The organism is Polynucleobacter sp. UB-Siik-W21 (assembly GCF_018687415.1).
Classification (GTDB): Bacteria; Pseudomonadota; Gammaproteobacteria; order Burkholderiales; family Burkholderiaceae; genus Polynucleobacter.
Map to the genome: position 1 here is coordinate 572622 of NZ_CP061289.1, position 19358 is coordinate 591979.

Consider the following 19358-nt stretch of genomic DNA (forward strand, 5'->3'; position numbering starts at 1 on the left):
ATAATTTGTATACAAAAATATCAATAAGTCATGATAAAGCATAAATTATGGCTTTAAATGCTTAAATTAAGGTTTATTTTTAGATTAAATGAAAATAAATTGTATACAAAATAGAAAATTGCCAAAATTTGTCATACACTAGAGGCTGAAACGAGTTCCTAGAATTCACCCCCTTTTAAATACCTAAACCCATCCATAGCGAGACAAAGCATGTTGAAACTTGATAACCACGCATCAGGACGCCATTTTTTACATATTCCCGGCCCAAGCCCAGTGCCTCCTCGCGTATTACGCGCTATTAGCTATCAAACTATTGATCATCGTGGTCCTGAGTTTGGTGCGTTTGGCTTAAAGGTTTTGGATGGTATCAAGAAGATTTTCAAAACAGAGCAGCCGGTGATCATTTATTCCGCTTCCGGAACGGGATCATGGGAAGGCGCTTTAGTGAATGTTCTCAATCCTGGCGATACAGTCTTGTTTTATGAAACTGGTCAGTTCGCCAATTTATGGCGCGCACTTGGACAGCGCCTCGGTCTGAAGGTCGAGGTCGTTGGTAAATCTGGACAAGACTCTTGGCGTTGGGGTGTAGATGCTGCAGTGATTGAAGAGCGTTTGCGTAAAGACACTCAGCATGAAATCAAAGCTGTATGCGTAGTGCATAACGAAACATCGACTGGCGTTACTTCAAACATCGCCGCAGTACGAAAAGCGATCGACTCCTTAAAGCACCCCGCTTTGTTGTTGGTTGATAGCGTCTCTGGCCTTGGATCTGCAGACTACGAGCATGACAAGTGGGGCGCGGACGTGACTATTTCTGGTTCGCAAAAAGGTTTGATGTTGCCTCCAGGTATTGGCTTTAATGCCTTGTCAGCAAGAGCCATTGAAGTGAGCAAGCAAAACAAAATGCATAAAGCGTATTGGGCATGGGATGAAATATTGGAGTCCAATAAAAATGGTTACTGGCCAACTACACCCAGTACGAATTTAATGTACGGTTTGCATGAAGCGATGGACATGATGATGGCTGAAGGTTTGGGCACAATCTTTGCGCGTCATCAGCGTTTGGCTGCCGCTTGTCGTGAAGCTGTTCATGCTTGGGGGCTCGAAATTCAATGTCAGGATAAGGATTGCTACTCTCCAGTGTTAACTTGTATCGCTACACCTGAAGGTATGGATGCCGACAAATTACGCAAACATGCTTTGGAGAAATTCAATCTCTCCTTAGGAACGGGCCTTGGAAAAATTAAGGGCAAAGCATTCCGCATTGGTCATTTGGGTGACTGTAATGAGCTCAATTTGATGGCTGCTTTAAGTGGGGTTGAAATGAGCTTGGGTGCTATGGGCTTTAAGCCTAAGGCTAGCGGTGTAGTGGCTGCTCAAGAATTCCTCAAATAACCACCATTTAGACCCTTTCGGTTGCGTATAGGGCAAAGGCAGGGTGCAGATCGTCCGGGGTCAGACTTAAAGGGCTGAGCCTGGCTGCAGCCTTTATAATTCAGGCACTTGTATTGATGGCACTTTCATCACATAAAACATATTCGAGACAATAGTATTTAAAAAGGATTCAACATGTTGGCAACTAAACCTTATTTAACTCAAGCGGATGCTCAAAAGATTTTGGATGCAGCCAACAAGCATGCCGCTGAAAATAATTGGGCAGTCACGATCGCTGTTTGTGATGATGGTGGACATGTACTAGGTTTGACCCGTCGTGATGGATGTGCACCGGTATCTGCTTACATTGCCCAAGAAAAAGCGCGCACCGCTGCAATGGGTAAACGCGAAAGCCGTGTGTACGAAGAAATTATTAATAATGGTCGCACCTCTTTTTTATCTGTCCCACATATTTCGGGCATGTTAGAGGGTGGGGTCAATATCGAGGTAAATGGGTTTACCATCGGCGCAGTCGGCGTTTCCGGCGTTAAATCGACCGAGGATGCCGAAACCGCTAAGGCCGGCATTGCGGCCATCCTGTAAGTTACCTTGATCAATACTGCTACTGAAATAAATTCATCTACAGGGCTTGGCGACTCAGTCCTTCCTAGCGCCGCCCCTAGTGTCACCCCTCCAGCAACAATTACTTTTGCTGATTTTGGTTTAGACCCGCTGATTCAAAAAGCGGTTGCTGAACAAGGCTATAACACTCCTACTCCGATTCAAGCGCAATCAATTCCGCATGTTTTAGCGGGGAGCGATTTAATGGGTGCTGCACAAACTGGTACTGGCAAAACAGCAGCCTTTGTATTGCCAATCATTCAAAAGATTTTGCGCCATGCTAGCAATAGTGCCTCACCCGCTCGTCATCCGATTCGCGCCTTAGTTTTAACTCCAACCAGAGAGTTGGCGGTGCAGGTAGCTGAGAACGCTGCTAACTACTCGAAGCATACTGATCTGCGTGCTGCTGTGGTCTATGGTGGCGTGGATATGAAAGAGCAAGTTGCTATCTTGCGTAATGGTATTGAGATCTTGATTGCCACACCAGGTCGCTTACTTGATCACATTGGGTCTAAAGTGGCTAATTTGTCCCAGGTCGAAATTCTGGTGCTAGATGAAGCCGATCGCATGCTCGATATGGGTTTCTTACCTGATCTACAACGCATCATTAATTTGATTCCTGCGCAAAGACAGACCCTGTTGTTCTCGGCAACCTTCTCACCAGAGATTAAGAAGCTCGCGCAGAGTTATTTGCGTACACCGGTAACGGTAGAAGTAGCTCGTCAAAATGCTGCAGCCGACACGGTTAAGCAAGTCATTCATATGGTGTCAGCAAGTGATAAGCAGCGTGCAATTGTCCAAGTCTTAGAAAACCGTACGCGTCAAGGTTTATCGCGTCAGTGCATCATCTTCACCAATAGTCGTTTAGGTTGTGCCAAGTTAGCACGGGCCTTAGAGCGTGATGGTATTAAAGCAGGTGCGATTCATGGTGATAAGAGTCAGGGTGAGCGTACCTTAACTTTGGATGCATTCAAGTCTGGCGCGATTGAAGTGTTGGTGGCGACAGATGTGGCAGCGCGTGGTTTGGATATTCCAGATATGCCTTGCGTGATTAATCATGAGTTGCCTTATAACGCTGAAGACTTTATTCACCGCATCGGTCGAACAGGTCGTGCTGGTAGTACAGGGGATGCGATTGCTTTAGTAGATGCCAGTGAAAAGCGTTTATTAGACGATATTGAAAAGCTAATGAAGCGTAAGTTAGATATCCAGCCTTTGCCTGAGGGTACTCCTGCTTATGCCAAGCCATCTACTAGTAGTAGTGCCCCAGCAAAAATGTCAGACCCATTTTTCTATAAACCTTATGAGCCTAGCGCCGTACCACAGTCATCCGATGTAGTAAAGCCAGAAGTGAAAAAAGTGGGTATTGTGGCCGCTAAGCCAGCAGTTGGCGCCTTATTGGGCGGTTTCAAAAAGAAGTAATTAGCTCCAGGCATGAGTGGCTGCCAAGAGCCACTCTGCAATAGTGATCCTCTCACCATCAGGTAACCCAACCAATCCTAAATGTGTTGCAGCCTTGCGAAGCTCTGCAAGAGAATGTGTTTGATCTTGTGTATTAATTTGGGTTGCTAAGGTTTGCTTACTCAATTTTTCGCCGTGTTCATCTAATACCAAGGGAAGATGTTTGTAGTGCGGCGTTGTATATCCCAAAAGAGTTTGTAAATATATTTGCCTAGCGGTGTTGCTTAGCAAATCTTCGCCACGCACGATATGGGTAATACCTTGCTCTGCATCGTCTACGACTACGGCGAGTTGGTAAGTAAAGAGACCATCACTTCTGCGCAGAATAAAATCCCCGACTTGTTGATTGAGATTCTGACTTTGAGTGCCGAGGGCTAAATCCTCAAAATCACTCTGGCAATTTGGGGGCAGCGCAACTCGCCAAGCCGCCTTCAGGTCTGAAATTTCAGAACTTGTATGGCTCTCTAGTTGACTTGGTCTGCACGTACCTGGATAAACCATCTCTTGATTGCGCGGTGTTTGAATTCCAAGCTCTGCTAGGGTGTTGGTAATTGTTTGCCGAGAACAGGTGCAGGAATAGAGGCATTTGAGCTCATTGAGGCGTTCTAAAGCCTTTTGGTAGCGATCCTGATGTTTTGACTGAAAGGTGGGGGCTTCATCCCAGAAAAGGCCGCATGCGAGCAATTGGGACTGAATGAGCTGATCAGCCCCAAGGATGCATCTAGGGGTATCCAGATCTTCTATTCTGAGCAGCCATTTACCACCATTTTTACGGGCATCTAACCAGCTTCCTAGGGCAGCAACTAGTGATCCCGCATGGAGTGGTCCGGTAGGCGAGGGGGCAAATCGCCCGCGATAGCCGTCGGCTGGGGATGAAGGGTTTTTTAGCTTGGACACAGCTAAAATCATCTCATGGCTTTACCCCGTTTTGTACATCTCCGCATTCATTCCGAGTTTTCGATTACGGATGGAGTCGTGCGCATTGATGATGCAGTAGCTGCAGCTGCCAAAGATGAAATGGGTGCCTTGGCTCTCACCGATTTAAGTAATTTGTTTGGCCTAGTGCGGTTTTATACAGCCGCTCGCTCTAGTGGTATTAAGCCGATTGCCGGCGCAGATGTTTGGGTGAGCAATTCCCAAGATCCCGATCAACCTCATCGACTGTTATTGCTAGTACAAAACCATTCTGGCTACCTCAATCTTTGTGAGTTACTCAGTAGAGCCTCTTTGGATAATCAGTCACGTGGTCGTGCTGAAGTCGATTCAGCTTGGTTTAGTGAACCTGCTGCAAAAGCAGAAGATAAGAAAGCCAATAGAACACTCTCTTATGGATTAATTGCGCTGTCAGGTGCGCGTATGGGTGAGCTTGGTGCCGCATTGTTAGCAGGCCAAGAAGATCAAGCTCAAAGCGTGGCAAGGCGTTATGAAAAACTCTTCCCCCAATCGTTTTACATTGAAGTGCAACGCGGTGGTCATCCGCAAGATGAAAAGCAACTTCAGCTGGCATGCCATTTAGCCAATGAGTTGGATCTACCGGTAGTAGCGACACACCCAGTGCAGTTTATGCAAAAGAGTGACTTTACGGCGCATGAGGCGCGCGTTTGTATTGCTGAGGGTGAGCTGCTGGGTAACCCGCGTCGTCAAAAGAAATTTAACGATCAGCAGTATTTTTTGACGCAAGCAGAGATGGAAAAGCGCTTTGCAGATTTACCAGCAGCTTTGGCGAACTCAGTTGAGATTGCGAAGCGTTGCAACTTATCTCTGGTTCTAGGTCAGCCACGCTTGCCAGATTTTCCGACGCCACCAGGCATCACCTTGGATGAGTATCTTTTAGCGCAATCTGAAGTTGGTCTCAAGCGTCATATGGAGCGCAACTTTCCAGACCCAGAAGAGCGGGCTAAGGAGATGTCTCGTTATCACGAGCGCTTAGTGTTTGAGGTTAAGACGATTTCTCAAATGGGCTTTCCTGGTTACTTCTTGATCGTTGCAGACTTTATTAACTGGGCTAAAAACAATGGCGTCCCTGTAGGTCCAGGTCGCGGCTCAGGTGCCGGTTCTTTAGTGGCTTACTCTCTTGGCATTACCGATCTCGATCCACTTCGTTACAACTTACTCTTTGAGCGTTTCTTAAACCCAGAGCGGGTATCGATGCCCGACTTTGATATCGACTTTTGTCAGCACGGTCGTGACCGTGTGATTCAGTACGTGAAAGATAAATACGGTAAGGATGCTGTCAGTCAAATTGCGACTTTTGGCACGATGGCTGCGAGAGCAGCGATTCGTGACGTGGGTCGGGTTTTAGAGCAGGGCTATAACTTTGTTGACGGGATTGCAAAGCTTGTCCCCAATAAGCCGGGTCAATACATGACCATTGAAATAGCGAAAAAGGAAGAGAAGCAATTAGCCGAGCGTGAAAAGAATGAAGACGAGGTCCGTCAATTACTCTCATTGGCGCAGCAACTCGAGGGCATGACGCGTAACGTTGGCATGCATGCTGGTGGTGTTTTGATTGCCCCAGGTCGACTGACAGATTTTTGTCCGCTGTATACCCAAGAGAGCAAAGATCAAGATAGTAGCTCTGTCATTAGCCAATTTGATAAGGATGATGTTGAAGCTATTGGCCTAGTGAAGTTTGACTTCTTAGGTCTTACGACGCTCACTATCTTGGCGGCAGCAGAGCGCTGGATTAAAGCGCTGCATGCTGATCGTAAGGATTGGAGTATTAGCGATATTCAACTCGACGATGAGCGAGCTTTCGACGTATTGAAGCGGGCAAATACGGTTGCCGTATTCCAGCTAGAAAGTCGCGGCATGCAAGGCATGCTGCGCGATGCTAAGCCTGACCGCTTTGAAGACATTATTGCGTTAGTGGCTCTATATCGTCCTGGTCCGATGGATTTGATTCCAGACTTTATTGAGCGTAAGCACGGTCGTCAAAAAGTAGAGTATCCAGATCCGCGTATTGAACCCGTTCTGCGTGAAACCTACGGCATCATGGTGTATCAAGAGCAGGTGATGCAGATGGCACAGATGATCGGTGGCTACTCACTTGGTGGTGCCGATATGCTCCGCCGTGCTATGGGCAAGAAAAAGCCAGAAGAGATGGCACAGCATCGCAAGATCTTTAGTGATGGTGCAAAAGCAGGTGGCATCTCCGAAGGAAAGGCCAACGAGATCTATGACTTGATGGAGCGTTTTGCAGGGTATGGATTTAATAAATCTCATGCTGCTGCCTATGCGCTCTTAGCTTATCAAACTGCTTGGCTCAAAGCCTATTACCCTGCTGAATTCATGGCAGCCAACTTATCGCTTGCGATGGATGACACCGATAAGGTGAAGATTTTGTATGACGATTGTTTGGTAAACCAAATTCGGGTGTTCTCGCCCGATATCAATACGGGTGTCTATGAGTTCACGCCCTTGCGAGCACCCGATGCTGCCCCTGATGCGCCGATCAGTCATATTCGCTATGGTTTAGGAGCAGTTAGGGGTACTGGTGAGGCAGCGATTGAAGCCATTGTCAAAGCACGCGAATCCGATGGACCATTCAAGGACCTGTTTGATTTCTGCGCTCGCGTAGATCGCAGACAAGTGAATCGGCGTGCCATAGAAGCACTCATGCGTGCTGGTGCGTTTGATAGCCTCTATAAAGATTCCTTAGCAGCTGGCGGCAATCTTTATGACATTCGCTCTACCTTGTTGGCTTCTTTGGCAAGAGCGATTGAAGCAGCTGAACAGGCAGAAGCTTCGATTCATCAGGTAAGCCTATTTGAGGTTGCTGGCGAGGATCATCAACATCAGCCTGAGCTGGTGCGTGAGCCTATTTGGTCTGAGAAAAAACGTCTCCAAGAAGAAAAAACGGCTTTAGGACTATGTTTGACTGGTCATATGTTTGATGCCTACCGCGAAGAGACCTCTCATTTCATTCGCCAACCATTAGCGAAAATTACCGAAGGCAAAGATCAGCTGATTGCCGGCATTGTGACATCAGCACGCATGTTGACAGGTCAACGCGGCCGCATGATGATTGCGACGATTGATGATGGTACTGCCGCGCTAGAGGTCACTTTGTATAGCGAGGTCTATGAGCCCAATCGTTCCTGGCTAAAAGAAGATGAGCTCCTGATTGCTAAAGTAAATGTGACGCCAGATAAGTTCTCTGGTGGCATGCGAATTGTGTCTGAGGCGGTCATGGATATTACTGGGGCGCGGATGCGCTTTGCGCGCAATGTGCATGTATACCTTGATTCAGCGGTAGACATTAGAATGCTGCGTAGCCAAATTGGACCTTACCTCATGGCCAATCGCACCCGAGACCCGAAGCTTGGTGCGCCTGTGCCAAGCCCCAATACAAATGATGGAGTAAAAGGTTTGATGTTGACGGCAGCTGTGACTACAAGTGGCGGTGCTTGCTTAATGCAGTTCCCAGAAGAGATGCGCATTTATCCGGATGACGCCTGCTTGCATAGTCTTAATCAATTGCTGACTTCAAAACAAAAAGATCCTGTGCAAGTTCAGTACCACTAGCCTTTATTTTCTTTCTAAGATCTTTTCTACTGCCTCAATGACTTGAGCGGGTTCTAGTAGGTCTAAGCATTCGCTATTGCTATCTGCACTATCTAAGCAACCAGCCTTGCGACAGGGTACGCATTCCCCGGGGCCTTGCAAGATGGTGATGTTACCAACTGTTTGTGTGCGAGCGCGTAATTGATAAGGTTGCGCACCAATAAAACCATTGGGCCATGGCCCAAAATTGGTGGGTGGTGTAGCGCCAAATAAAGTAATGGTTGGCGTATTACAGGCTGCTGCTAAATGGGTGATGGAAGTATCTACTCCAATATACAAACTAGCTGCACGCAATAAAGATCCTGCTTGAGGAATGGATAGTTTGCCCGCAGTATCAATCACCTTTTGGCGAACGTTGGGTTCTAACAAGGATAGGATGTCATGGTTTAGTTGTAAGTCTTGTTTTGCTGGTGAAGCGCTCAGCACCACCTGAAAGCCACGATTGACTATATGAGTAATGAGCTTCTGCCAATAGCCAAGAGGCCAGCGTTTGTAGGCTGTCAGAGGGCCTGGATGAATCACAACATAAGCATGAGTCAGTTCACTGGCAATGACTGGTATCAAAGCCTCGCCAATAGGTGGTGTGACATTAATCGGGTTTGAAAATAAATCGCTAGGGTTTCTGAAGAATACTTCCAGAAGGCGCAGTTTTTCAGTAATGACATGCTGTGTAAAGTAATCTATCTCAACGGTATGCATCGAAATGAATTTTTTCCAAGCATTTTGCTTGTTTGCATTACTTTGCTTGCCTTGAGGATGTCCACCCAAAACGCCTACTCTACGAAATGCAGCAACCAAGCCATATAAGTAAGCACGATCGCTTGGCTGAGTCACAAAGGCGAGGTCATAACGCTGAAAGAGTTGGTTAAACAATGAGAGGTATTCGCCAAACCCAGGTCGGTCAGAGGTTTCAATAATCTGGTCAATATCTGGATTACCCTTGAGCATATCAAGCTTGCCCTTGTATCCCAGAAAATGAAATTCAGCATCGGGCCACAGTTCACGTGCTTTGCTAATTAAAGGTGTTGTGACCAGTACATCGCCAATTTGCCGAGTCGCAATGAATAATACTTTTTTGGGTTTTAGGGTGGAGAAGTTGGTCATATGTGGATCGCTTACATTGCCTTTGCCAAAATCTTTTCACGCACACGCCGCGCATTTTCAGCAGCATTGCTCTGATCATGAATTTGATGAAAGAGATGCAATACTTCGGTAGACCATGATCCTGATTTGCGCTTGATATGATGCCGCTGTAAACGAAAGACAAAGTCAGCATCCTCGTGACCCCAGCCGGTCATGGTCTCGTCAAAGCCATCAATTGCTTGTGCATCGGTTTTCCAGCAAGCCATGTTACAACCCTTAATACGACGCCAAACAAATTTTTTATAGTCACGCCAAGAACCATTGCCGAGTTTGATTTTGAGCGGCCAGTATTTATTAATACCAGCATTTAGACGGTACTCCAAAAGCTTGGAGATAAATAGCTTAAAGTCCCAGCGGGAAGTGGCTAGTAACTCTTGTGTTAGTTTTTCATTGAGCAGGACTCGGCTACCAGTAACGAGAAAACCCTTTTGTGCAAGCTCGCGATGACGAGCAACAAAATCCGGCTGAACCAGGCAGTCTCCGTCTAAAAAGATGAGGTAATCACCTTTAGCTGCTTCAATCGCTTGGTTGAGAATTTTGGTTTTTCGAAAACCTTGATCTTCTTGCCAAAGGTGCGTTATTGAAAGTGAATGCGTTGATTGAAAGGCATCAATGATTTGTTTAGTGCTCTCAGTTGACCCATCATCGGCGATGATGATTTCAAAATGATGGTCTGTTTGAGTAGCTAGCGATTCTAGGCAGAGCTTCAGGGCTTGCGGCCAGTTATATGTAGCCAGCAAAATCGAAATCATTTACGCGCTTCCTGATGGAGATGCCAGAGCTTGATGTAGCGGTAATATGTTCCCTGACCATTGGAGATGGCTAAGGCAAATCCTTGACCCCCATCCAAAAATCCAGCGCGAATAATATAAGTACGTATAAATGCCCAGATGCCGTGTATGACTGCTTTTAAGGGGCTACTTGTTTTGCCTTGGGCAAACGCTTGCTCAGCAGAGGCTGTGGAATAACGATCCAGTTTTTGCAGCACCTGAGAGTAGTTCATGAAACTGTAGTGCAGCATGGGGTTTTCTAGCTTTGCGACAGCGCCATTGGGAATGAGTCGCTCATGGACTAAGTCATCTGAGAAGCGGGCAGTACCTCGCTTAAAGAGCCGGTCTACGTAATCTGGGCTCCACCCAGAGTGGCGAATGAAGCGGCCGCAGTACCAAGATAGTCTGGGAATGGCAAAACAATTGATCTGGGCGCTATGGTGAACTGCCGTCACAATTTCTGACCTGAGTGCAGGGGTGAGTCTTTCATCGGCATCTAGAGACAAAACCCAGTCACCCGTAGCCAAGTCCAAAGCGCGGTTCTTTTGGGGACCAAAACCGGGCCAATCCGAGGGCCGAGCAATCGTCGCGCCATACTTTTGGGCGATTTCTAGGGTGCGGTCAGCGCTGTTGGTGTCGACCACCACAATCTGCTGGGCAATGCCTTCTAGAGAGGCTAGACAGTCGTCTAAATTGGCCTCTTCATTGCGGGTGATGAGTATGACTGATAAGGTGGGCATAATTCATTATATGAATGCTCAAGACCGGACCGCTCTAAATCGCTTAATTACCTATCTTAAGCCCCATATTGGGCTGATTATTGGTTCCTTAGTCGCCATGGCTTTTGTGGCTGCAGCGGAGACCTCGATCCCTGCTTTGATGAAGCCTCTATTGGACCGCGGCTTTACTGGTGGGCTTAATGACAAGCTCTGGCAGATACCCGTCTTTTTGGTTGGATTGGCGCTAGTACGTAGCCTAGCTCAGTTTCTATCGAATTATTTGCTTACCCGAGTCATCAATGCGGTCCTTCTCAAACTGCGTGAGCAAATGTTCCAAACCTTGTTGCATGCAAGTACTGCTTTCTTTCAAAAAAACTCAGCCTCCAATTTAATTAATGCCGTTGTTTTTGAAGTGAATAATGTGCTGTCAATTATGGGCGGCATGCTCATTAGCCTGGTGCGCGACTCACTAACTGTGCTGGGATTGATGGGCTACTTGATTTATCTCAATTGGAAACTCACCTTAGTTGTACTCATCATTTTCCCGGTCATTGCTTTGATCATGAGCAAAATTAATCGACGCTTGAGGTCGCTTAATCGCGAGCAACAAAATTTGACGAGTGAGTTGGCCTACATAGTTGAGGAATCTGCTGCCGGCTACAAGATTGTGAAGGTGCACGGCGCCCAAGAATATGAAATGAATCGCTTTTTACAAAAAGCAGAGCGTTTACGCCAATTTGCTTTGAAGTCGGCCGTAGCAGGTGGCTTAAATCAACCCATTACACAGTTAATTGCCTCAATGGCGCTATCGATTGTGCTGGTGATTGCATTGATGCAGTCTTCAACTGAAGGCACTACGGTAGGCGGTTTTGCGGCGTTTATTACCGCAATGATGTTAGTGATTTCTCCTTTAAAGCATTTAGCTGATATCAATCAGCCTTTACAACGCGGTCTCACTGCGGCAGAAATGATTTTCGGCTTAATGGACCAGCCTTTTGAAGAGGCTGAAGATCGCAAGCAGAATATGAAGCCTTTGGATAAAGCCAAAGGTGCAATCCGATTTGAGAAGGTGGGTTTCTCATACCAGCAAGAGGCGGGGCGTAAAGATGCATTGACCAATATTGATCTCACGATCAAGCCTGGCGAAATTGTTGCGTTTGTTGGACCTTCTGGTGGTGGCAAGTCAACCTTAGTCAACTTACTGCCTCGATTCTTTAAGCCAACCAGTGGCCATATTTACTTAGACGACTTGCCCTTAGAAGATATTGTGCTGGCCGATGTTCGCAAGCAACTTGCCTTTGTAAGTCAGGATGTCATTTTATTTAATGACACGATTGCTGCCAACGTAGCGTATGGCGCGGCCAGTGAAGAGGGTGTGGATCGTGGTCGGGTGATCGAGGCTTTAGAGGCCGCCAACTTGAGCGCCATGATTCGTGAGCTTCCCGAGGGGATTGATTCGATGGTGGGTGATAACGGCAACCGCTTATCTGGCGGCCAACGTCAGCGTTTGGCAATTGCTCGAGCTATCTATAAAAATGCGCCGATTCTGATTTTGGACGAGGCTACTTCCGCCTTGGATTCTGAATCAGAGCGTCAAGTGCAAGATGCTTTAGAAAGATTAATGGCTGGCAGAACTACCTTGGTGATTGCGCATCGCCTCTCCACGATTGAGCATGCAGACCGAATTGTCGTTTTAGAGCACGGTAAGATTGTGGAAAACGGCTCACATGAAGAATTGATCAAGCAAGATGGCCTGTATGCTAACTTACATCGCATTCAATTCTCTAATGCGTAATCTTGCTTAAATAGTCTGGATCCTTAGCTCAGAACGATATCGTATTGTTCTTGGCGGAAGCTACCTTCTGCCTGGAGCGTAATCGGTTTGCCAATGAAATCGCCCAACTGCGCCAAGAATTGATTTTCTTCCTCAAGAAAGAGGTCAATCACGTCTGGTGCCGCTACGATCCGAAATTCTCGCGGATTAAATTGACGATGCTCACGCACAATCTCACGCAAGATCTCATAGCAAATCGTTTGTGCCGTTTTGATTTCACCTTTACCCATACAGATAGCACATGGCTCACAAGTAATATGAGCCAGCGATTCACGAGTGCGCTTGCGAGTCATTTCTACCAAGCCTAATGCTGAAAATTCACTTACAGATGTACGAGCGTGATCACGCTCCAAATTCCGCTTCAGTTCATGCAATACTGATTCTTGATGATCTTTGCCTATCATGTCGATAAAATCAATAATGATGATACCGCCTAGGTTGCGTAAGCGCAGTTGCCGAGCAATGGCCTGAGCTGCCTCAAGATTAGTTTTAAATACCGTGTCATCCAAATTACGGGCGCCTACATAGCTACCAGTGTTGACATCAATCGTTGTCATTGACTCTGTTTGATCGATCATCAGGTAGCCACCGGATTTCAGATCAACACGTCGACCTAAGGCTTTATTAATTTCGGCATCGACATCAAATAAATCAAATAGGGCACGTTCGCCACGATGCAAAGTGAGCTTGCCTAATAAGTTAGGCATATATAGATTGGCGAAGCCTTTGAGCTTCTCAAAATTCTCTGCCGAGTCGACCCGAATTTGAATTGTTTCTTCGCCAGCAACATCGCGCAATACCCGCTCAGCCAAGCTCAGGTCTTGGTAAAGTAGGCTAGGCGCAGCTTTGTGCTTCATTGCTTCACGAATACTTTCCCAAGTGGTTCTGAGATAGCGCATGTCATGTTGCAATTCGGTATCTGAAGCATCTTGGGCGCTGGTACGCACGATGATGCCGCCTTTCTCATCTTCAGCCATGAGTCCAGCCAGACGAGTTTTAATTGCTTCACGCTCTTCTGGTTGATCAATTCGTTGGGAGACACCGATATATTTTTCGGTAGCGGTATCGGTTCCTGCGGGAGGTAAGTAAACTAAATTACGCCCTGCAATACTGAGTTGGGTCGTCAGACGTGCGCCCTTAGTGCCTAAGGGGTCCTTCAAGACTTGGACTAATAAAGTTTGACCTTCAAATAGTAATTTTTCAATCTGGGGCTGCGGATTGCTTTGGGTGATGTCAGCAACGTGCATAAACGCAGTACGCTCCAAACCAATTTCAATAAAAGCAGACTGCATACCTGGTAATACGCGCACAACTTTTGCAAGGTAGATATTTCCAACAATACCACGTTGACGAGTTCTCTCAATTTGCAGTTCCTGAACCGCACCTTGCTGTATTAAAGCAACCCGCGTCTCTTGCGGAGTGATATTGATGAGTATCTCTTCATTCATATACAGTTAATTTGAGCGCGTTTGAGAAGTTGAGCAGTTTCATAAAGGGGAAGTCCCATGATACCGCTATAGCTACCCTTGATCGAGGGGATAAAGGCGCTTCCGCCACCTTGAATACCGTAGGCGCCAGCCTTACCAAAAGGTTCTCCGCTGGCAATATAGGTGTTGATTTGTGATTCCGACAGGACGGCAAACTGAACCTCAGATACTTGCAATAAAAATACCGGTGATTCTTCAGGCGTGATCGTCAGTGCCACCCCAGTGAATACCTCATGGGTTTTACCACTCAACATTCCCAGAATACGAGTAGCGTCGGCAACATCAGAGGGTTTTCCGAGAATTTCACCATCGGGATGATTGGGAAGACTGACCGTGGTGTCTGCACATAAAATTGGCGCCCAAGGTAAGCCACTCTTTTTCCAGCGCTCTAGTGCAGCGGCACTTTTTGCTAGGGTCACTCGCTCTACATAAGCAGGTGCTTTTTCATGGGGGAGGGATATTTCAATGCTTTCAACATCTTCACCCACTTGAGGAGGAAGCATTTCAAAGTGCACCCCTATTTGTTTTAAGAGCTCTTGACGACGTGGACTTTGAGAGGCGAGATAAACAAAAGAATACACAGCATTACTCACGGTGATAGGGATGACCTTGAAGAATAGTCCAGGCACGATAGAGTTGCTCAACCAGCAACACTCTAGCCATCGCATGTGGCAGTGTGAGGCTAGAGAGACGCCACATCGCTTGTGCATGCGTTTTAAGCTTGGCATCTAGGCCATCAGCTCCACCAATTAAAAAGGTAATGTCAAAACCTTCTTGACGCCAGCTTGCTAGCTGAGTAGCTAGATTCTGGGTGGTTTGATCTTTACCGCGCTCATCTAGGGCAATGACGTGTGAGCCCTTTGGAATGGCTGCCAGGATTTTGACTGCTTCTTTTGCTGGAGTGAGATCAGGCTTGATTTCTTTAATCTCAATACTGCAATCCGCTGGCATGCGTTTGATGTAGTCTTGAGTTGCTGTTGCAACCCAATCGGGCATCTTGTGACCAACTGAAACAATGGTTAAGCGCATTGGCTAAGTGGCGTGAATAAAAAAATTACTCGTCGTCTTCGGATTCGCTTGCTTTAGCTAGGCCTTTAGCGCCAGCCAATTTGACGCGCACCGGTTTGGCACCCCACATACCTTCCAGTTGATAGTAAGAGCGCAACATCGGCTGCAAAATATGAACCACAATATCACCGCAGTCTACGAGCACCCATTCACCAGTCTCTAAGCCTTCGATAGAGATCACTTCACCACCTTTGGCATTGACCTCTTCTTTGACAGACATAGCTAAAGACCGTGTTTGGCGATTGCTGGACCCTGTAGCAATGATGACGCGATCAAATAACTCGCTGAGTTTGGTGGTGTCATAAACGCGAATATCCTGCGCCTTAACATCTTCTAGGGCATCAATAATGACGCGTTGTAATTTACGTAAATCCATGGTGTCTATGCAATATCTTTTAGTGTTGAGCTTGATCTTAGCTTGATTACTGGTACAAGCCCAGATTTGTAATGATTTCTAGTGTTTGTGATGGAATTTGCTCAGACTCAATAGAGCTTCGAGCAGGTGACTGAAGGCGACTTCTGAGGTCGGTAGAGGAGAGGTCTACTGCAAGACCTTCATCAATGTAGATGAGGCCAGCCGCATGATTTTCAAGAGCTGCTGGATCAAAAGTTTGGCGGGTATCGAGTAATTCTTGAATTTCAGGGCTCATCTCAGCCAAGAGGTCGTAGTTTGGTCGGCTGGCTACTGCGAAATGCATGTACTGAAACAACTCGCGCCAAGCAACCCAAGTTGGTAGGTGAATCAACGAGTCCACTCCAGTCAACCAAATTAAGCTTGCCTGGGAACCAAAGCGTTCACGTAAGGATTTAGCGGTATCAATACTGTAACTCGGACCAGCACGCTCAATCTCTATGCGATCAATACCGACTTGTGTGGGTATCTTCAGATATGAAAGTGCCCTGGCTAAATCAATACCGGCAGCCTCAGTGAGTTGATAACGAATTTCAGCGGCTGTAATGTTCGAGCCCTTCTGCCATGGTTCACCACTGGGTATGAGAAGTAGCTCGTCTAAGTGCAACTTGTTTGCAAAATGACTCGCTAATCTGAGATGCCCTATATGGGGTGGATCAAAGGTGCCACCCAGGATGCCAATTTTTTTACAAGCGCTCAAGCTAACCAATCACGTGGTTTGAGGTAATAGTCATACAGCTTAGCTTCTGGTGTCCCAGGCTTTGGCTGATAGTTGTACCACCACTGCACTACTGGGGGCATGGACATCAAGATGGATTCGGTGCGACCACCCGAGTGCAAGCCAAAGATCGTGCCGCGATCAAAGATGAGGTTGTATTCCACATAGCGACCACGTCGGTACTCTTGGAATGCTTTTTCTTCAGCGGTAAAGGTATCTTGATAGCGGCGTTCAACGATTGGCAGGTAAGCATTAATAAAGGCATCACCTACTGCACGGGTCATTGCAAAACTTTTCTCAAAGCCCAGTTCGTTGAAATCATCAAAGAAAACGCCACCAATGCCACGGGGTTCTTCACGATGTTTCAAGTAAAAATACTCGTCACACCACTTTTTAAGGTGAGGGTAGAGCTCTGCTCCGAATGGATCAAGAGCATCTTTTGCAGTTTGATGAAAGTGCTTGCAATCCTCATCAACGCCGTAGTAGGGTGTGAGATCAAAGCCGCCACCAAACCACCAGACGGGTTCTTGATCTGGGGCTTGCGCAATAAAGCAGCGCACATTCATATGGGTAGTCGGAACTTTGGGATTATTAGGGTGGAAGACTACTGATACTCCCATCGCTTCAAAGCTGCGACCGGCTACTTCGGGACGGTGATGCGAAGCTGAGGGTGGCATTTGATCACCTCGAACATGAGAGAAGCCAACGCCACCCTTTTCGAGGATATTGCCACCATCTAGAGTGCAGGTGCGACCATAACCTTTGAGCTTGCTATCTTCAGGTTTATGCCATTCGTCTGCAGCGAAGGCTTTGCCATCTAATGCACTCATGGCATTGGTGATGCGATCTTGTAGCCCTAAGAAATAATCTTTTAAGACTGCGATATCAATTTGAGTATGTTGAGTTGACAAAGGTGCTCTTACTTTCATTTAAGTGCGCGATAGCCAATATCTTTGCGATATTGCATGCCATCAAATTCGATTTGATTAATTGCATCGTAAGCTTTTTGTTGGGCGCCGCGAACAGTATCTGCCAAGCCGACCACGCAGAGTACCCGTCCACCAGAAGTCACTACTTTGCCATCTTGTAGTTTGGTGCCAGCGTGGAACGTGATTTGATCTTCGGTGTCAACCGGAATACCGGTAATGACATCGCCGTTACGAGGCGTGTCTGGATAGTTATGGGCAGCAAGCACTACCCCTAAAGCAGTGCGACGATCCCACTCAAGTTCGATTTCATTCAACTTGCCATCTACTGCGTGATCAAGAGCATTTACGAGATTACTACGTAAGCGCGCCATGATGGGTTGAGTTTCTGGATCACCCATGCGGCAATTGAATTCCAGGGTTTTGATTTTGCCATCTGGAGTAATCATCAGGCCTGCATAAAGAAAGCCTGTGTAAGGCAAGCCATCCGCCTCCATACCTTTAACAGTAGGCATGATCACTTCACGCAATGCCCGTGCATGAATTTCTGGGGTCACAACAGGCGCAGGAGAGTAAGCACCCATGCCGCCAGTATTGGGGCCTTGGTCACCATCTAATAAGCGCTTGTGATCTTGACTGGTTGCCAGCGCAAGAACATGTTTACCATCTACGAGAACGATAAAGCTGGCTTCTTCACCGGTGAGGAATTCTTCAATGACAACGCGGGCACCAGCATTGCCGAGTTTGTTATCGGCGAGCATCATCTCCACTGCAGCATGAGCCTCTTCTAAGCTCATGGCTACTACAACACCTTTGCCAGCAGCCAAGCCATCAGCTTTAATCACAATCGGTGCACCCTTAGCATCAATATAAGCATGAGCTTCTAGAGCGCTAGAAAATGTTTGGTAATCAGCCGTGGGAATGCCGTGACGTTTCATGAATGCTTTAGAAAAGTCTTTAGAGGATTCCAATTGAGCGGCCAGTTGAGTTGGTCCAAAAATACGTAAGCCATGATTGCGGAAGACATCCACAATTCCTGCGGCTAATGGGGCTTCAGGGCCAACAACCGTCAGGTGAATCTTTTCACGTTTCGCAAAATCAGCCAGCTCTTCTAATCCGGTAATCGGTAAATTCTCAATGCCAACAGCGGTTTGCTTGGCGGTTGCAGTACCACCATTACCTGGCGCCACATACACTTTTTGCACTCGAGGAGATTGCGCCAGTTTCCAGGCTAAGGCGTGTTCGCGTCCACCAGATCCAACGAGAAGAATTTTCATAATAGAAGAGTTAGTAAGAGTTTAAAGATCAGCGTTGGTAAAGACTTCTTGTACGTCATCTAAGTTTTCAAGTGCATCCAGCAATTTTTGCATGCTCTCCGCTTGATCACCTTCAAGCGCAATCTCTGTTTCTGGTCTCATGGCAACAGTCGCTAATTCGGCTTTTAATCCTGCTTGAGAAAGTGCATCTTGCACTTTAGGAAAATCTGGCACGGGAGTTAATACCTCAAGTGATCCATCATCGTGAGTGATCACATCATCAGCACCCGCATCTAAGGCAACTTCCATCAGTTGATCTTCGCTAGTGCCGGGGGCGAATAACATTTGACCGCAGTGCTTAAATAGAAAGGCAACTGAACCTTCAGTTCCCATATTGCCGCCATTTTTATTGAAAGCATGGCGCACTTCAGCAACGGTGCGAGTACGGTTATCGGTGAGGCAATCAACAATCACTGCTGCGCCATTCATGCCGTAACCCTCATAACGAATCTCTTCGTAGCTCACTCCCTCTAAAGAGCCGGTGCCGCGCTGGATAGCTCGTTGCACATTGTCATTCGGCATGTTGGAATCTTTAGCCTTGTCGATCGCTAAACGTAAGCGAGGGTTAGCTGTCAGATCGCCGCCGCCTAATTTGGCAGCAACAGTAATTTCCTTAATGAGTTTGGTCCAAATCTTGCCGCGTTTTTCGTCTTGACGACCTTTGCGGTGTTGAATATTGGCCCACTTCGAGTGGCCGGCCATACGGGTAATTCCTTTTAATAATTTGGCTATAAGTCTCTATTTTAAGGGGTTCTATGCCCAAGGTAGGCGGCAACTAGGCAATTTTTGTTACACTCTCATGTCTTAGCAGTAACAAAGCATCAAATTGCGCAGAATTTCCACTGCAAACACCTGCCTCGGTGATGGAATTGGTAGACGTGCCGGACTCAAAATCCGGTGCCGCAAGGCGTGGCGGTTCGAGTCCGCCCCGAGGCACCATTTA

16 protein-coding genes, 1 tRNA gene and 1 pseudogene are annotated in these 19358 nt (G+C 46.9%); 6 read left to right on the plus strand and 12 right to left on the minus strand.

From position 1 onward, the window contains the following. Positions 1–210: 210 nt before the first annotated feature. The 3 genes from C2756_RS03010 (at position 211) to C2756_RS03020 (ending at position 3417) form a co-directional block, all read left to right on the plus strand. Positions 211–1395: an alanine--glyoxylate aminotransferase family protein gene (locus C2756_RS03010; RefSeq protein WP_215319918.1), complete on the plus strand. Its 1185-nt coding sequence runs from the start codon at positions 211–213 to the stop codon at positions 1393–1395. A gap of 177 nt (positions 1396–1572) precedes the next feature. Further along, the gene (locus C2756_RS03015) at positions 1573–1977 is read left to right on the plus strand and encodes a heme-binding protein (RefSeq protein ID WP_215320789.1); all 405 of its coding nucleotides are present in this window, start codon (positions 1573–1575) and stop codon (positions 1975–1977) included. 6 nt (positions 1978–1983) lie between these two features. After that, positions 1984–3417 carry a DEAD/DEAH box helicase gene (locus C2756_RS03020; RefSeq protein ID WP_215319920.1) on the plus strand — a complete coding sequence of 478 codons (1434 nt, stop codon included), beginning with the start codon at positions 1984–1986 and terminating at the stop codon, positions 3415–3417. On the opposite strand, the gene gluQRS is transcribed toward C2756_RS03020, so the two are convergent. After that, positions 3418–4353 carry a tRNA glutamyl-Q(34) synthetase GluQRS gene (gluQRS, locus tag C2756_RS03025; RefSeq protein WP_251372110.1) on the minus strand — a complete coding sequence of 312 codons (936 nt, stop codon included), beginning with the start codon at positions 4351–4353 and terminating at the stop codon, positions 3418–3420. A 15-nt stretch (positions 4354–4368) separates the two neighbouring features. Here gluQRS and dnaE point away from each other — a divergent pair, with 15 nt between their 5' ends. Beyond that, positions 4369–7983: a DNA polymerase III subunit alpha gene (gene dnaE / locus C2756_RS03030; RefSeq protein ID WP_215319924.1), complete on the plus strand. Its 3615-nt coding sequence runs from the start codon at positions 4369–4371 to the stop codon at positions 7981–7983. A 3-nt stretch (positions 7984–7986) separates the two neighbouring features. Here the strand turns inward: dnaE and C2756_RS03035 are convergent, their stop codons facing one another. From C2756_RS03035 to C2756_RS03045, 3 genes are read right to left on the minus strand one after another with little or no spacing between them, the layout of a single operon-like run. After that, positions 7987–9126, minus strand: coding sequence for a glycosyltransferase family 9 protein (locus C2756_RS03035; protein ID WP_215319926.1), 1140 nt, complete (start codon positions 9124–9126; stop codon positions 7987–7989). An 11-nt stretch (positions 9127–9137) separates the two neighbouring features. Continuing rightward, positions 9138–9917 carry a glycosyltransferase family 2 protein gene (locus tag C2756_RS03040; protein ID WP_215319928.1) on the minus strand — a complete coding sequence of 260 codons (780 nt, stop codon included), beginning with the start codon at positions 9915–9917 and terminating at the stop codon, positions 9138–9140. Continuing rightward, the gene (locus C2756_RS03045; protein WP_215319930.1) at positions 9914–10675 is read right to left on the minus strand and encodes a glycosyltransferase family 2 protein; all 762 of its coding nucleotides are present in this window, start codon (positions 10673–10675) and stop codon (positions 9914–9916) included. The genes C2756_RS03040 and C2756_RS03045 overlap by 4 nt, the downstream gene beginning before the upstream one ends. A gap of 10 nt (positions 10676–10685) precedes the next feature. On the opposite strand from C2756_RS03045, the gene msbA reads away from it, so the two are divergent. Beyond that, positions 10686–12449, plus strand: a complete 1764-nt coding sequence (gene msbA / locus C2756_RS03050; protein WP_215319932.1) for a lipid A export permease/ATP-binding protein MsbA — start codon at positions 10686–10688, stop codon at positions 12447–12449. A gap of 23 nt (positions 12450–12472) precedes the next feature. Here the strand turns inward: msbA and rng are convergent, their stop codons facing one another. From rng to C2756_RS03090, 8 genes and pseudogenes are all read right to left on the minus strand, one after another. Further along, complete coding sequence (gene rng, locus C2756_RS03055) at positions 12473–13936, minus strand: ribonuclease G (RefSeq protein ID WP_215319934.1); 1464 nt, start codon at positions 13934–13936, stop codon at positions 12473–12475. Beyond that, complete coding sequence (locus C2756_RS03060; protein ID WP_251372137.1) at positions 13933–14556, minus strand: nucleoside triphosphate pyrophosphatase; 624 nt, start codon at positions 14554–14556, stop codon at positions 13933–13935. Before C2756_RS03060 ends, rng begins: the two co-directional genes overlap by 4 nt. 4 nt (positions 14557–14560) lie before the next feature. After that, positions 14561–15004, minus strand: a complete 444-nt coding sequence (gene rlmH, locus C2756_RS03065) for a 23S rRNA (pseudouridine(1915)-N(3))-methyltransferase RlmH (protein ID WP_215319938.1) — start codon at positions 15002–15004, stop codon at positions 14561–14563. A 28-nt stretch (positions 15005–15032) separates the two neighbouring features. Next, positions 15033–15419 (minus strand): annotated as a pseudogene (rsfS, locus tag C2756_RS03070) (ribosome silencing factor); the annotation flags it as partial. A 46-nt stretch (positions 15420–15465) separates the two neighbouring features. Next, positions 15466–16155, minus strand: a complete 690-nt coding sequence (locus C2756_RS03075) for a nicotinate-nucleotide adenylyltransferase (RefSeq protein WP_215319940.1) — start codon at positions 16153–16155, stop codon at positions 15466–15468. After that, positions 16152–17102, minus strand: coding sequence for an oxygen-dependent coproporphyrinogen oxidase (gene hemF, locus C2756_RS03080; RefSeq protein ID WP_215319942.1), 951 nt, complete (start codon positions 17100–17102; stop codon positions 16152–16154). Before hemF ends, C2756_RS03075 begins: the two co-directional genes overlap by 4 nt. Continuing rightward, a complete protein-coding gene (purD, locus tag C2756_RS03085; protein WP_215319944.1) occupies positions 17099–18376 on the minus strand; it encodes a phosphoribosylamine--glycine ligase in 1278 nt (425 codons plus the stop codon). The genes hemF and purD overlap by 4 nt, the downstream gene beginning before the upstream one ends. Before the next feature lie 21 nt (positions 18377–18397). Further along, the gene (locus C2756_RS03090; RefSeq protein WP_215319946.1) at positions 18398–19117 is read right to left on the minus strand and encodes a YebC/PmpR family DNA-binding transcriptional regulator; all 720 of its coding nucleotides are present in this window, start codon (positions 19115–19117) and stop codon (positions 18398–18400) included. A 152-nt stretch (positions 19118–19269) separates the two neighbouring features. Between C2756_RS03090 and C2756_RS03095 the strand changes: the two genes are divergently transcribed. Further along, positions 19270–19354 (plus strand) — tRNA-Leu (locus tag C2756_RS03095). The last annotated feature ends 4 nt before the right edge of the window (positions 19355–19358 follow it).

Bases quoted from the DNA above. Each gene is read 5' to 3' on its own strand.
- C2756_RS03035 (WP_215319926.1), bottom strand. From the start codon at position 9,126: ATGACCAACTTCTCCACCCTAAAACCCAAAAAAGTATTATTCATTGCG.
- C2756_RS03010 (WP_215319918.1), top strand. From the start codon at position 211: ATGTTGAAACTTGATAACCACGCATCAGGACGCCATTTTTTACATATT.
- dnaE (WP_215319924.1), top strand. From the start codon at position 4,369: ATGGCTTTACCCCGTTTTGTACATCTCCGCATTCATTCCGAGTTTTCG.
- C2756_RS03090 (WP_215319946.1), bottom strand. From the start codon at position 19,117: ATGGCCGGCCACTCGAAGTGGGCCAATATTCAACACCGCAAAGGTCGT.
- rlmH (WP_215319938.1), bottom strand. From the start codon at position 15,004: ATGCGCTTAACCATTGTTTCAGTTGGTCACAAGATGCCCGATTGGGTT.
- purD (WP_215319944.1), bottom strand. From the start codon at position 18,376: ATGAAAATTCTTCTCGTTGGATCTGGTGGACGCGAACACGCCTTAGCC.
- C2756_RS03040 (WP_215319928.1), bottom strand. From the start codon at position 9,917: ATGATTTCGATTTTGCTGGCTACATATAACTGGCCGCAAGCCCTGAAG.
- hemF (WP_215319942.1), bottom strand. From the start codon at position 17,102: ATGAAAGTAAGAGCACCTTTGTCAACTCAACATACTCAAATTGATATC.
- rng (WP_215319934.1), bottom strand. From the start codon at position 13,936: ATGAATGAAGAGATACTCATCAATATCACTCCGCAAGAGACGCGGGTT.
- C2756_RS03045 (WP_215319930.1), bottom strand. From the start codon at position 10,675: ATGCCCACCTTATCAGTCATACTCATCACCCGCAATGAAGAGGCCAAT.
- msbA (WP_215319932.1), top strand. From the start codon at position 10,686: ATGAATGCTCAAGACCGGACCGCTCTAAATCGCTTAATTACCTATCTT.